Source organism: Coleofasciculus sp. D1-CHI-01 (genome assembly GCF_040218875.1).
In the GTDB taxonomy this organism is placed as follows: Bacteria; Cyanobacteriota; Cyanobacteriia; order Cyanobacteriales; family Coleofasciculaceae; genus Coleofasciculus.
On sequence record NZ_JAVJQP010000039.1, the window covers coordinates 24759 to 39120 of the forward strand.

Sequence of the window (14362 nt, forward strand, 5' to 3'; positions counted from 1 at the left end):
TGGCGGCGTGGCACACCTAATTTGGTGGATTAGAATTGTAGGGGCGCACGGCGTGCGCCCTAAACGGCTGCAAGGTTTGCGCTCTGGATGGGTTTGCGCTCTGGATTGACACCCTTAAACCCGGGTAAATCTAGATTCATTGGGGTAGATTTAAGAGAATAGATTTGCGATCGCGCCAAGTGATGATAGACAAGGGAAACGCCGACAACCGCCGACATTATGGGTGCACGCCGGGGTTTATGGGTGCACGCCGGGGTTTATGGGTGTACGCCGGGGTTTATGGGCGCACGCCGGGGTTTATGGGCGCACGCCGTGCGCCCCTACAGGTGACAATGGGGGTGAATGAAAACGGCAGGGAATTAGAAGGGTAAATCCGATGATTCGGTCTTCCTCCTAATGGAGTAATAATGATAATACCGTGGAGATGATTGGGCATAATTATCCATTCATCCAATTGGATTTCTTGGCGTAATTGAGCCGAATACAGCCATTCTTGGGCGACAATTTTACCAATTTGATTTAAACCCATTTGACCGTCGCGAATTTCGCCAAACCAGCAGTGACGTTGGTACGTGCAAAGGGTGACAAAATAGGCTCCGGGTTGGGCGTAATTGTAACCTTTAAGGCGAATCGACTGGCGATGATGGTAATCTGGTTTAAATTTCATAACCAATTGGCGATCGCAGGATTATTTTACCCGTATGTCTGCCCATCCGTCCATCCATCTGTTCATCCATCTGTATCATCCATCTGTAGGGGCGCAAGGCTTGCGCCCATATTGTTGCGGTGCGCTCATATTGTCGGTGATCTAAATTTACAAGGGTGTGGATGTCCTCAACGCTGCGCGAACGGGAACGCTGCGCGAACGGGAACGCACCCTACTGGACTGACCCAGCTAAAATGGTGCGATAGATTTGCTTCGTAGTGAGGGCTTCAGCCCTCTCCAGCTAGGCGTTCAAGAACTAAAGTTCTCACTACAAACAAAGCCCTATTTTAGGAGGGTCACGCCACTACGAATCGGGGCGATTTGAAATTGATCAAACTTGATTATGTCTGAGTCGGGTTCCCTGGTATCAAAGCGATAGCTGCTGACGATTCCTGTGCTGGTGTCTAAGATGCTAAATACGGTGATATCGTTACTGGAAATATACGGTAAGGGTTGGTTATTTTCCCCTCGCAATGGTGCAATGGTTGGCATAACTGGATTTAATCCATTGGGATCACCCGTCGCCGCGTATCCTTTCCCCTCTGGTACGTTACGCTGCTTTTCGCCCAGATAAGCCCCATAAGTATTCCCCACATTTGATGATTCCAGAAAATGGATTCCTTGAGGACTCACAAAGCGATTCCAGAGATGAGAATGTCCATATAAAACCAGTTGTACACCTGCGGTTTCGAGTAAGGGAATCACATCCCGAATAATATAATCAGCTTGGGAGGGATAGTCATACCGCACCGCCGTAATCGTTCCATTCCTATCCCGTTCCACAATTTGTACAGGGTCAGTATAAGGTGGGACAATATTGTCTCCTAAGGAATGGGGCGGATGATGAAACATAACGATTTTGTATTTGGCTTGTTGGAACTCTGGACTGTTGAGTTCTGCCTTGAGCCAGTTATACTGTGGACTTCCCGGTTTAATCGGTTCAAAAATGTGCTGTCCATATCCCCAAGCTGTGGGATTATTTAAATCTGCTTCTCGTTCCCGATATCGTCCTTTGGCATTGGGTTTGAGGCTGGGCGTTCTCCAGATGTTGGTAATATACAGGGAAATTAGACGAATATCACCAAAAGTAATGGCATAATAGTTCTCTTTTCCCGGTAGCGTAAAAATTTCGTTGTAGGTGTCGGTATTAAAGGAATGCTCTTTGAGCCAAATGAGAGGGTTATTCGAGTTTGACTGAGCGGAATCTTGTTGATATAGTTCTGCTGCAACTTGGCGAGGAATGGGGTCATTGAACTGGTCATTTAATCCCCTATCCATGGAAAATCGTCCCATAACCTCGTGATTTCCTGTGGCGGGAAATAAGGGCGCATGTTGAATTAACTCACCTCCGGTGTAGCGGGTAGTAATGTTATTCTTCTCTAGTTGATAATTAGCCTGACCTTGAAGCGCCGGAAAGAAAGCACCGCCGCGATTATCATCAAACCATTCGGAAGCGCGATCGGGAATATTTACTAAGTCTCCGGCGAGAAAAATGGCATCCACTTTACCCACAGTTTCTGCTACCTTTTGTAAATTAGCGGCTGTCATGGGCATGAGTTGGTGATCTGAGGTGAGCAGAATTTTCAGGGGGGTATCAGGGGGAGGTACGGCGGCTAAGGTAAATGGGTTACTCTTGACGATTTGTCCATCATTCCGCACGCTGGTTACTTGATAGGGAACTCGTTCACCTGGAGTGAGTCTCGTTACCTCGGCTTCATGTCGCCAGATATCCCTTAGCGTCGGTTTCTGGTAAACTTGAGCATCTTCGGTTTGCTCACCAACACGGGATTTTTGGTCTTCCCGGGTGCGACTGAGTTTGGTGGTATGCGCGATCGCCACCTGTCTTAATCCTTGTCCGTAAGCTACACTATGACGGGTTCCGGCAAATTCTGTAAACCAAACGACGCGCACAGAGGTGTCAGTGGGCAATTGTAGAAACGGATCAGTCAGCAGTTGTGCTGGGGAGAGATAAGTGGGTGGGTGGCTGAACAGCACCACAATGGGCGCAAGCGCAATAAAGACGACAAGTAAACCTGCAATAAGAAGTGGGCGACTGGTTAAACGATTGACCATGAATCGTCCTCGATACAAGATTAGATGCAATACTGCTCAGTTAAATAGGACAGTAAGAGTCTGTTCGCCTACTGTCACTTTCCTTTTATGCTATGAATAGGCGGGGCGACCAAATTACTGGTTTTTGGTGTTACTAGAACAAGGTTCAGGTAATCGTTTTCTCGGTAAAAGTTCCAATTGGCAAATTGATGCCAGCTTTGCCAGTCGAATGTCTCTCCGAAAACCCTTTGAAACGCCTTTTGGTCAAAATCTCCGCAGACTAGCCAGAGGCGAGAGGGAAAAGGTGATAAGCTACGCAGCGCATTCTCTACAGTTGACGGTTTGATTTTGGTCGTAGGGCAAAGTTCTGGTTGACGCTTGATGGGGGCTGCACCTTGATAGTAATGCCTCAGTGCTAGAGGCGCTTTTTCAGAAGCCGATCCTCCCGATAAAACGATAATGTCACCGGGTTTTTCATTAATGCTAATCGTCTGCATTATGCCTTGCCAATCTTGGCGGTCTTGCACAGTATAGTAGCGCACTAACCCACCACTGACCGCGATCGCATAAACTATTACCACACCAATCGCTAGGATTCGCTGTAAACGCCAGACTCGGAGAAAGCCTGCGGCTAAGAGAATAAGTACATAAGGGGCAACAAACAGGATGTAACGGTCAACCCATAATCTTTGGGAAACCAAGTATAGCATCGCTGAAGGCAAAAATGCCCACGCTGCCACCCATAGAAGGCGTGCTGAACGGTGTTTTTTGAACAGTGCGATCGCTAGCAAGCCTGCCAACATTAAGGTATATGTCTTGTAAAACAGGCTCATCAGCTTTGAGGTGGAAGGGAAAGGAAAAGCCGTAAAATGGTTCAACTTGCGGATAATCTCTACCAAACCTGCCTGTTGAGGTTCAGACAACCAGCCACCCACGGCTGACGTTGTTCCAGAAACGAGACTAAATGCAGAGGGAAGACAGAACACAATGACGAGTAACAGCCACTTGCTGAAGGCTAATAAAACACGGCGTTGTTTGCGAAACTTCAACCCAAATAACAGAACATCTGGAAGCAGGAGGGTGCCATTAAGTGGTGTCGTCAGAAACATTAAAATACGTGTACTTGCCCAACACCCCATTGCAGAAGCAGTAGGTTTCTCAAGGGCATGGGCTAAAGCCAGACTACCTCCTATCGCTAAACAAGTCCCCAGCGAGTACATCCGTACCATTTGAGCAAAATTGATGAATAGCGGCGAGAGCGCTAAGAGAAGGGCAGAAATGAGACCCGTTGCCTCTCCAGCAACACGACGACCGAGCAGGTAGATTAGAAAGACACTACCCAAGCCAAAAATGACAGCTAATCCCCGCAACCAAGCATCGTTAGTGCCAAATAGCATCCAGATTTTTAGCAGGATGTAATAGAGGGGACGTATTGTGGCGATTTTGAGTATGAGTGAGTGGTTTAATTCTATTGGCTTGGCATCATGAACGCTATATAGTTCATCAATCCACAAGCTTTCTGTTCCTAATTGATAAAGGTATAATGCTGTGGTTAGCAGCAAAATTAAGCCAATGGGACTCCATCGTCTTATCCAATCGGTTTCGGATGATTTTTTTACTGTACCTAGGGCTTTTGTTTTCATGATCAATCAACAAAATTATTGAGTGTATCTATCGATTATCTAAAGAATAAAAAAACTCAGAAAAGGGCTTATTCTTACAGAGTTGCTATAGAGGTGTTTTTAGAGTTAAATTTTAGACGATTTATAGCTTATTGATGACTACCTAAAAGGTATAGACGGTTAAATAGCTATTAACCACCTTAAGCCCTCGGCAATCGTAGTTAACAGTGAATGAAATAGTTATCCCCTTATCTGTGTATTCATCAATTCCTTAATTCGCTTAATTAAGCAAACATAATACCATAAATATTAATTGAAAAGCAATAATAGCAAAAAGCTATAATCCTTCTCTTTATTTAAGTGTTTTTTTAAGATTCGGTGAATATCCCCCATAATTTGTAAAGATTCAGTAAAATTAAAATTTACCGTCGCAGATAGGCGATCTAAAGATTATTCTCTGGAGCAGTGTATTATTAATCCTAGTATCTCCAACAATCCCGGTGTTGTAACTTTCAGTACAAATCTCTCCCTGCTTTCAGGGAGGTAATCTAAATCACTTTACCTGACTGTGAGAACTCTACTTAGTCGTTTAGATCTGTCCTATCTCTATGTTCTGGTGGGAGAAGCAACTCTCGCTCTAACATTTCTCTTCTATATCATTCTCGCTCGTGTCCTCGGACCTGAGCGATATGAGATTTTCTCCGCTGCTGTTGCTTTGGGAGCCATTCTTTCCCTGTTCATCCAGTTTGGGTTTCCAGGACTACTGACTCGTGAGGTAGCAGCCAACCCGGTCGAAGGTTCAAAATCGACAGGTCAGTTTCTGATTATTGAGGGATTGAGCTTTCTGTTAGTTCTTATTTTTCTCTTCCCCTTGGCTCGCTTATTAGGTTATCAAGGTCAAGGCTTAATTGTCTGCTACTTAGTCATTTTTGCAGAACTTTGTCGTAGCGTGAAAATGACCCTGCGCGGTGTCCTTAAAGGGATGGGATGGTTCAGAAGCGAAACGGTTTCCGTAGCCATAGAGCGATTTTTCACTGTGCTGCTTTCATGCGTCGTTCTGTTCCTGTCCAAAAATTTAGTGTTGGTAGTGGGAACGTTTGTTCTTGTCCGGTTCCTGGATATCCTAGGGTTACTGGTTTACCTGAGTCGAAAAACCTGTATTTGGTTACCTCTAAGCCTTAATAGACTTTGGCAATCTGTTCGTACAGCTTATCCATTTGCGCTGTCTGGGGTTTTATGGATTCTTTACTATCAGATTGATGTGGTTATGCTCAAGGGATTATCTCCTACTGGGGAAGCCGGGTTATATAGTGCAGCTTACCGCCTGCTGGAAATTTTTACTGAGTTACCACAAGTTATTTTCTATGTTGCCTTCACCCGATTTGCTCGATATTATGCCAACGAACCTGAGAAACTTCCAGAGCAGATTTATAAGTGTACGCGCCTTCTTTTAGGAGTAGCTTTGCCTGTGATTGTTGTGGCAGGTTTTACCCAAACTCTAGTCGTGCAAATTATTTATGGCGAAGCCTTTGCTGCTTCTGTTAAACCTCTGGCGATTTTACTACCTAGCCTGAGTTTCAAGATGTTTGGCACCTTAGTACACAAATTACTTCAAGCGACCGGACGGGAAAAACAACTGCCTCCTCTTCTGTTTGGAGCAACAATCACTAATGTTCTTTCCAATTTTATTCTTATTCCTTATCTAGGAGGTGTTGGTGCAGCCATAGCAACTTTATTGAGTGAACTAATCCTGTGTTCAATTGGTCTATATCTAATGAATCGGATGGAGTATAAGCATATCAGTCAACACCTTGGCATTATTGCGGTAATAACTTTGCTGGTGACCGCAATTCCATCTCTAATCCTGTATGGATTGACACTAATGGTTGGACTGGGATTAATGGTTGCCAGTATTGCGCTGATAGTTGTGTTGATGCGGCGCGATCGCTTCTTGAAACAGCCTCAATAAATAAACCTTAATTGCCACTTCGGTGAGTTTCACCACTTCCTATTCTCCGGTAGAGTTCCAGGATTCTTGATGCAGATGCTTCCCAACTAAAATCTTTAACTCGTTCAAGTCCTTTCTGTCGTAAGGTTTGCCAAAGTTGCTCATCGTCGAGTATTTGCTGAACAGCTTCAAGCATCTTTTCTACATTTTTAGGCTCCTTCAGTACTAGTGCTGCTCCATCAGTAACCTCAGGAAGGGCTCCGCGATCAGAAACCACAACGGGTACACCGCAAGCCATGGCTTCTAAAGGAGGGTTACCAAAGGAGCCGAGAAGAGGGGGATAGAGCAGTAAAGCGGCTCCATTATATATATAGACTAGGTCGTCATGATCCACATAACTCGTAAAGATTATATCCTTATCTAACCTTAGCTGTTTGATTAAATTAAAAAAATCGGCTTGAGCATACTTTATATTTCCTACTATTACTAACTTAGGAGCTTCTTTATTTAGCTCTTTGAGTTTAGCAAGCATTTTAACTACTGTCTTGTAGTTTTTGTGTGGATACAAATTACTCACACATAGAATATAGTTTTCAGGCAGGTTATAACGATGGCGGACTTCTGTAATTAATTCTCGATCCTGAATAATCTTAAATTTTGGGTCGAGTCCATGATAATTGACACTTATTTTATCTTCAGAAATTCCAATTTTTTGGATAATTACTGTCTTAGATTCATGAGATATACCAATAATATGAGTAGCTCTTTTCAGTCCTAACACCAGGATATAGTTCCAGTAAATTTTGTTCACTAGATTGAGTTGAAAAGCTTCTTGTCCTTTTTCGTGAAAGTGACCAACTTCACGCAGGTAAAGTAGTACCGGAACACGAGTAAACAGAGGACCCACATGTTTTAAGCTGTGGTAAATGTCAATTGCGTATTGCCGGAGCAACTTAGGTAAATAAAACTGTACCCACAAAAATTCGACCAGAGTGTTCTGTGACGGAACTACAAGCTTCTGAACATTGGGGTACTGTGGAAGTTGCTGCCCTTTATGTTGTAGGATTACAAAGTCATGTTCGGTATTAAGTTTAATTAGATAATTGAGGAGATAGCAAGTAGTAACATTAGGACCTGCTCCTTTTTGAAATCTACAATCTAATAAAATTCTCATAATTTAACCATTGATTTAGCTGAATATAGAGCGGAAGCTATTTCGTAATTAGTTAATTTTCTCAATTTACGGTTAATTTATGTCAGCAATCCGTTAGAATGAAGCCATTTTATTTAGTACAACTGAGCAACATCAAACCCGTAAATACTTTGTTGTGATCCATAAACTTATTAATGGTCGTGATGTCGCCAATAAGCTGCAATTGAGCTTTTGCTATCAAGTCCGTCATCTCTTTAGTGGTGTAATATTTAACATGACTTTTCTCAAAATAGCGCCGCCCTCGATCTTGCAGCCAGATGGCAAATGAAACATCTCTGGCTGAATCTAAAATTACAATGGAGCCGTCTGGTTTCAAAACCCGCTTCATCTCAGACAAAGCACTAACAGGATTCTGATAATGATGGATGGAAAAGGTACATATAATTGAGCTAAAAGATTCATCAGGATAAGGTATTGCTTCAGCATCACCGATCTGGAATTCTATGTTATGCGCCTCTGAAGTTTCGGCAACGGCATTCTCGATCATTTTTGCAGAAATATCGATTCCACAAGCTTTACCAACTTGAAGTTGTTTAGCGGCTTGCCTAACCGCCCAACCTGTGCCACAGCCCACGTCTAAAAATCCACAACCTTCGGCAATTTTTAGCTGGGACATTGCCATTGATTGATAGAATCTGAACCATGATGAAATTCGCCCTTCACTGTATGAATCTGCCCAATCATCAAACCGGGAAGCTGCTTGCTGGCTGTGATGTTTCATTTTCCTTGGATATGACTGATTTATGAACTATTGTATAGGAAACTTCACCTGGATTTAAATATTGATAATTTTTATACAAACAGCCGATGCCACAGAGCCAAATTAATCAAAGCCCAGAGGATGTGGTTATGATTCGCTCTATAGTCTAAATGCTCTTGGATAAGCTGTTCGATATAGTTAATGTTGAACGCCTCCTTCATTAACGAGGAGGATGTTAACAATTCGATCATATAGTCCCGCAGTTCCTGTCGCAGCCAGTTCTTAATGGGCAAGCTGTAGCCCTGTTTTCCCCGATGGCGAATCTTATCTGGTAGAATATCTTTCATAGCTGACCTAAAGATTGCCTTAGTTGTAAAACCCCTGAGCTTAAGTTCAGAAGGAATTGTGGCACAAAATTCGACAAATCTGTGATCGAGGAATGGTACTCGGACTTCTAACCCATGAGCCATACTCATCTTGTCCACTTTCATTAGGGGACTATCCGGCATCATGAACTTGAGGTCTACATAGATCTCTCGGTCTAGCCGCTGGTTTGAGTTGCAACCTGCAACCTGCTCTCGGATTGGTGCAAAGGGATTTCGGGAAATTTCCCCTAAGATATCCGGAGAAAATAGGTCTTGGTCGTGTTCCGGCATACCAAAGTATTGCCAACGCATATGTTGACCCTCTTCTGACAAAAGTCCCCCTTGAATAAACCGTTTCAGCATATTAATAGCTCCTTTCTTTTGAGGCTGATCTGGTAGAGCGTTGATCAGTGGCGCGACTAGCTGGCGTCGAATTGACTTAGGAATGACAGCATAGTAGCTATGAGCCTTACTTGCCTTAAATCGGTCATAACCCACCAATACCTCATCCCCCCCTTCACCGCTCAAGCAAACCGTGACCTGTTCTCTGGCTTTCTTGCAAATCAGATAAAAGGGAATAGTTGACAAATCCGTCATGGGTTCATCTAAGTGCCAGACAGCGGTTTCGAGTAACTCTGGTGTAATCGGATCAACCATGAGTACCTGATGCTGAGTTTTGAGTTCTCTAGCCATGAATTCAGCATAGTCCAGCTCACTGAAAGAGGGGTCATCATACCCCAAGGCAAAAGTTTGGATAGGTTCCACGCCACACCGATCCATCATTGCCACAACTGTACTAGAATCTAACCCACCTGAGAGAAAAACACCTAAGGGAACATCGCTGATCAACCGTTGGCGAACCGAGTCTTCCAGGAGATACCGCATTTTCTCCTCGTAATAAGCAGTTGGTTGAGTCTCAGTTTCAAACTTGAGATCCCAATACTGGGTCAACTCAACTCTGCCTTCCCGATATTGCAGATAATGCCCAGGAGGAAGCTTGTGAATGTGGCGAAAGATTGTATCTGGAGCTGGCACAAATTCGTAGCCAACGTAGTGATAGAGAGCTTGAGGATTAATCTCCCGTGCGACTTGGGAAGCTTGAAGGATGGCTTTGATCTCGGAGGCGAAAATCAACTGACCATTGTTCAAATAATAGTATAGTGGTTTAATACCCAAGCGATCGCGTGCCAGAATTAACTCCCGTTTCGTCTTATTCCAGATGGCTAGAGCAAACATCCCGTTGAACTTTTCTACACAGGCTGATCCATATTCAGCGTAGGCATATAAAATGACCTCGGTGTCAGTTCGACTGCGGAAAGTATACCCTTTGCGCTCTAATATTTGGCGCAGTTCTTGAAAGTTATAAATTTCCCCATTGTAAACCACCCAAATCGAGCCATCCTGGTTAGACATCGGTTGGCGTCCATGTTCACTCAGGTCTAGGATACTCAGCCGTCGATGACCTAAAGAGATTGACTCGTCGGTATATACTCCATACTGATCAGGTCCGCGATGAGCCAACGTCCGGGTCATCTGCTTAATTAAGTCATCATCTAGCCACGAAAATCCGGCGATACCACACATTGTTTTTCTTCCCCTGGTGTGAGTTAAATAATGCCCTGTTCCCGATACCACTGACCCGTTAATGTTAATCCCTTGTCTAAATCAACCTGGGGTTGATAACCCAGTTCTCGTTTAGCCTTTTCAATACTGAACGCTCGATTTTGCCGGAACCAATCAACCCGTCTGCGAAACAGAGGGGGATCGATTCCTGGTAAGGGTTTATACGCCATTTCTGTTAGCAAAGCTGCTGTCCAAAGGGGCCAGAACGGCAGATGCGTAATAGTTAGATTGATGCCGATGGCTTTGGCGATCGCAGTCACTAACTTATTCAGGGTATGATAGTTTTCATCGGCAATCAGGTAGGCTTCCCCATTGCCTTTCTCCGAGGCGGCAGCGAGTTCAAAGGCATCGACTAGGTTATCAATATACAAGGGGTGGTAATGACATTGACCATCTCCAAACATTAAAAAGCGTCCCTTTTTCACTCGTTTAAAGAGAATAGAAAAGCGCTCTGGATCTCCGGGACCATAGATAGCTGCGGGTCTCAGTGTCAGCACTTTTAGACCCTTTTCCACAAACTCTGGTATCAGTTTCTCGCCTTCGTATTTTGTGTACTGGTAGTAATCCGCCGGAGTAATCGGGGCATTTTCATCAGCAGGGGTTTGTTTAACATCTCCGTGAACCCCACAAGTACTGCAATAGACGAATTTGGCAACGCCATACTTAAGAGCCGCTTCTAGCAGGTAGCGGGTTCCATCCACATTGACATCCCAGTATACTTGTTTTGGAAGATTAACTTGGCGAAATGCGGCGGCTAAATGGTGAACCACTTCACAGCCTTGGGTCACTTTATCCACAAGATCTCGGTCTGCCACACTGCCAATGTGAATCTCTGCGCCTCGTTCCTTGAGTTCATCAAAAAAGAGACCGGGTTTATTATCAATCACAACTAGATGATGCCCTTTATCCAGTAGGCGGCGCGTCAAATGGCTGCCCGTAAAGCCTGTCCCACCTGTGACTAAAATTTTCATTTTTTTACTCCAAATTAATACAGAAATTTCACCGTAAATATTTAAACATCTTGGGTTTCTTTCCGGTTGCGAATGATGCGAGCGGGGACTCCCACCGCCACCGAATAATCAGGAAGGTCTTTGGTGACAAGAGCACCTGCACCAACAATACATCCTTTGCCAATGGAAACCCCATCCAGTACAATGGCTCCAGCACCTAACCACACATCATCGGCGATTGCAACAGGTCCTTTTGAGTATAGTCCCTGTTCCATCATTGGAATATCGCAACGGTCTGAAAGATAGCGTCCACCGCCGATATAACAGTTGCCAGCAATTAACACAGAACGACCAATAAAAATTCCAGTAGCAGACGCCAGAATAGTATTACAACCAATATCGGTTTTAGCCCCGATTATCACTGAACCAGTTTTACCCTGTATCACACAATTCCGGGAGACAATTACATCATCTCCTAAGCGGATTCCTTCCTCACCGGCACCACTAGCATCTAATAGTCCGTAATCGTCAATAGCCACACGATTTCCAAGGATAATCTTTCCAGGATGACGCAATACAATGCCTTTTCCTAAAATTATCCCTTCACCCACATTCTTAAAAAGGTTGCGATACAATCGTTTTCGGAGTAAATATCCCAAGCCACCAGAAATATCACCAAATAAAGATGTTATTATTTCGTATTTTAATAAAGAAAAAAAACTTTCACTCCCCAAAACTTTGTTTTTATACCGCTTTAATACAGAAGATTCCGTTTGATTCAGTTGCTCTGTTAAAGGGATCTTAGAAACTAGCTTTCCTGTTTTTTGTGAGACCATAGTTTCCTCTCAAAAATAATGATAATTTATCTATAGTTTTATTCTCTATTCTCTATAAAAATTAACACTTCGACAGTTGAATACTAAAACCTAAAATCAATTTATGCAAATAAGATTTTATTCATAGAATATTTTTTTATATCAAAGATAACAATAATTTTGAAAAAAATCAATTTACGGCTAATTTTTTATTAAGCTTTAAAATAACAGGAGATCCGAACCAATGGGTTAATCCTGATACTCTGGATAATTTTTCTAACGCCAATGAAACTCGAGGAGATTTTAACGTCCGATGTAGTACCATGGGCAAGAAAAATTGCGGGTAACGGTCAATGGGGGCAACTCCTAAAGCATGAAAGTAATTCAGCAGTTCTGATTCCTGAAAACAGGTAAAAGGTCGTGTATTGCCTTCTAAACCTTTCTTCAGCTTAAATAAGTAGGGTGCGATCGCGTTCACACTTCTGACTGTTGGATAGTCTACAATCACGGCTTTATCCGCCACCCGGACTAACTCAGTCAGAAAGGGTTTCCATTGACTGACGTGTGGGAGTAGCCGATAGCTAATCACAATATCAAAAGTATTATCCGGATAGGGTAAGTCCAAAATATTACCCACCTTAAAGTTACAACGATTAGCGTCCACAAAATGTTGAATTCGCGCTTTACAACTCTCTGCACTTCCCAAAACCGTAACTTGATAACCGTTCTGAATCAGCGCCCCCGTCAGTTGACCATGCCCACCGCCAACATCTAAAATCTTGGCATTAGGATAAGCCGCTAGCATCTGCAACGTTGCTTCTTCTTGAACCTTGAGTAACCAAGCACCAATTTCCCCGGCAAAGCGGGATGCATAATCATCCGAGGATGTTTCGATATCTGCTGTTTCGGGAAAATTAAAATTATTTGTTTTAACCACTGTTTCATGCCCCTGAACAACTAAGGTTATGTCAACTATATCCTAGGTCTTATCAATTCTGGCTTTGACAATCAGCATATAACCACTTGCTCCAAATAGTAAACTATCTAGCTTGGAAAACAGCCAAACAACCGGATAAACCAAAGAGTACATTCTGAACATTTTTTGGTATCGCTTCATGTCTTGTCCGGTAACAATTCGACCCTTCTGAGATTTTGCGCCTCCTCGTTTCAATACGTCAAGTGCCAATGTCATCAAAGTGTCAATGGCTTCCGAGAAAAACTTAGAATAGGTTCTGTGACTGACTATTTTAAACCGACCCATTAACAGGGATACTAAGTCATCCACCGTATACCCCGGTCTGACATGACCATGTTTTTCATCCGTCTGCCCAATTGCCAGCCGAAACCTTCGCAATAAGCTGTTTTTGATATGCGGCACGTTAATGATTAATTCTCCCCCAGGTTTGATAATGCGGAATAATTCCTTAATAAATTCTTCATCGGTGTGAATATGCTCTAAAAAATCGATGATAACCACTCGGTCAAATTTGTTATCAGAAAATGGGGTTTGACGACCATCAATCTGAAATACGTTGTCTTTCACCAGCCCCCGGATAGAATCAACTGTATGTTCATCCAGATCAGCACTTTTCCAGGTTCCACCCCGTTGGCGAAGCAGATAACTAATCACACCATTATCAGAACCAATGTCCAGACAGTGCAAATCAGTAGTTTGCCCCAATAAGCCAGTAATTTCCTTAAACTTCCGCTGTTTTAGGACTGATTTTCTAAACAGTAAGATGGGCCAATTTTGCTCGCTGTTGTTTCTCATGGTCGTCCTAGGATTGGTTCATACTATTTTGGCTGAGATGAATTCTCTTTCTAAACTGGGAATTTTTCCACCATCTGACTCCCCACATTAGTAATAGGGAATAGACCAATTCAAAACTAATCGGGATCAGGTGGCTGTAATGCCACAACCCCCTAGAGTGATGAACTCCCGGAAAAATAGTTATTGAAGAGACAAAAAAGTTTTCAGTAAATGGATACAGCAATGGAATCCCTCTGCCTTCGGTAAAAAAATCCAAAACCAGATGAGAACCATAGAGAATAAAAGTTATCCAAGCCAATTTATTGTAAGAGAACTGCCATCGTTTACGGAGTATGAACGCCAGAATCAGACTAAAGCCAAGGGTAAAAATCAGGCTGTGGGTCAAACCGCGATGGAATGATTCCCCGGTAATGATTTGAGGAATAAAATCTAGGTCAGCAACGGTAGCCACAAAAACCGGATACAAACACAGGATTTCCCATCGCCTACGCCTAGAGGTTCTGGGTTGAGTCAAGGGTAAAAACTTGGCAAGGACATATCCGGAAACAGCGTGGGCAAGGGGAGATGGCATAGGTCAAACAGGAGATGACTTGTGAT

At 43.3% G+C, this 14362-nt stretch carries 12 protein-coding genes; 1 reads left to right on the forward strand and 11 read right to left on the reverse strand.

Features of this window, described 5'->3' with window-relative positions; genetic code table 11:
* Positions 1 to 277: 277 nt before the first annotated feature.
* The 3 genes from RIB93_RS07560 to RIB93_RS07570 all read right to left on the reverse strand — a co-directional run bounded on the left by RIB93_RS07560 (position 278) and on the right by RIB93_RS07570 (position 4401).
* On the reverse strand, positions 278 to 667 hold the full coding sequence (locus RIB93_RS07560) for a hypothetical protein (protein WP_446371823.1): 390 nt from the start codon (positions 665 to 667) through the stop codon (positions 278 to 280).
* Positions 668 to 988: 321 nt separating this feature from the next.
* Positions 989 to 2779: a metallophosphoesterase family protein gene (locus RIB93_RS07565; protein ID WP_446371825.1), complete on the reverse strand. Its 1791-nt coding sequence runs from the start codon at positions 2777 to 2779 to the stop codon at positions 989 to 991.
* Between the two features lie 74 nt (positions 2780 to 2853).
* Positions 2854 to 4401, reverse strand: coding sequence for a glycosyltransferase family 39 protein (locus tag RIB93_RS07570; protein WP_446371827.1), 1548 nt, complete (start codon positions 4399 to 4401; stop codon positions 2854 to 2856).
* A 547-nt stretch (positions 4402 to 4948) separates the two neighbouring features.
* On the opposite strand from RIB93_RS07570, the gene RIB93_RS07575 reads away from it, so the two are divergent.
* A complete protein-coding gene (locus RIB93_RS07575; RefSeq protein WP_446371829.1) occupies positions 4949 to 6349 on the forward strand; it encodes a flippase in 1401 nt (466 codons plus the stop codon).
* 7 nt (positions 6350 to 6356) lie between these two features.
* Here RIB93_RS07575 and RIB93_RS07580 read toward each other — a convergent pair whose 3' ends face one another.
* The 8 genes from RIB93_RS07580 to RIB93_RS07615 form a co-directional block, all read right to left on the reverse strand.
* Positions 6357 to 7502, reverse strand: coding sequence for a glycosyltransferase family 4 protein (locus tag RIB93_RS07580; RefSeq protein WP_446371831.1), 1146 nt, complete (start codon positions 7500 to 7502; stop codon positions 6357 to 6359).
* Between the two features lie 109 nt (positions 7503 to 7611).
* Positions 7612 to 8262, reverse strand: a complete 651-nt coding sequence (locus tag RIB93_RS07585; protein ID WP_446371833.1) for a class I SAM-dependent methyltransferase — start codon at positions 8260 to 8262, stop codon at positions 7612 to 7614.
* Between the two features lie 71 nt (positions 8263 to 8333).
* Positions 8334 to 10190 (reverse strand): asparagine synthase (glutamine-hydrolyzing), encoded by a 1857-nt coding sequence (asnB, locus tag RIB93_RS07590; protein ID WP_446371835.1) that lies wholly within the window; start codon positions 10188 to 10190, stop codon positions 8334 to 8336.
* 23 nt (positions 10191 to 10213) lie between these two features.
* Positions 10214 to 11200, reverse strand: a complete 987-nt coding sequence (locus RIB93_RS07595; protein WP_446371837.1) for an NAD-dependent epimerase/dehydratase family protein — start codon at positions 11198 to 11200, stop codon at positions 10214 to 10216.
* A gap of 41 nt (positions 11201 to 11241) precedes the next feature.
* Positions 11242 to 12015: an acyltransferase gene (locus RIB93_RS07600; protein ID WP_446371839.1), complete on the reverse strand. Its 774-nt coding sequence runs from the start codon at positions 12013 to 12015 to the stop codon at positions 11242 to 11244.
* Between the two features lie 169 nt (positions 12016 to 12184).
* The gene (locus RIB93_RS07605) at positions 12185 to 12931 is read right to left on the reverse strand and encodes a class I SAM-dependent methyltransferase (RefSeq protein ID WP_446371841.1); all 747 of its coding nucleotides are present in this window, start codon (positions 12929 to 12931) and stop codon (positions 12185 to 12187) included.
* A gap of 42 nt (positions 12932 to 12973) precedes the next feature.
* Positions 12974 to 13765 (reverse strand): methyltransferase domain-containing protein, encoded by a 792-nt coding sequence (locus RIB93_RS07610; protein WP_446371843.1) that lies wholly within the window; start codon positions 13763 to 13765, stop codon positions 12974 to 12976.
* Between the two features lie 7 nt (positions 13766 to 13772).
* Entirely contained in the window at positions 13773 to 14336 is a 564-nt protein-coding gene (locus RIB93_RS07615) for a metal-dependent hydrolase (protein ID WP_446371845.1), read from the reverse strand.
* Between the last annotated feature and the right edge of the window lie 26 nt (positions 14337 to 14362).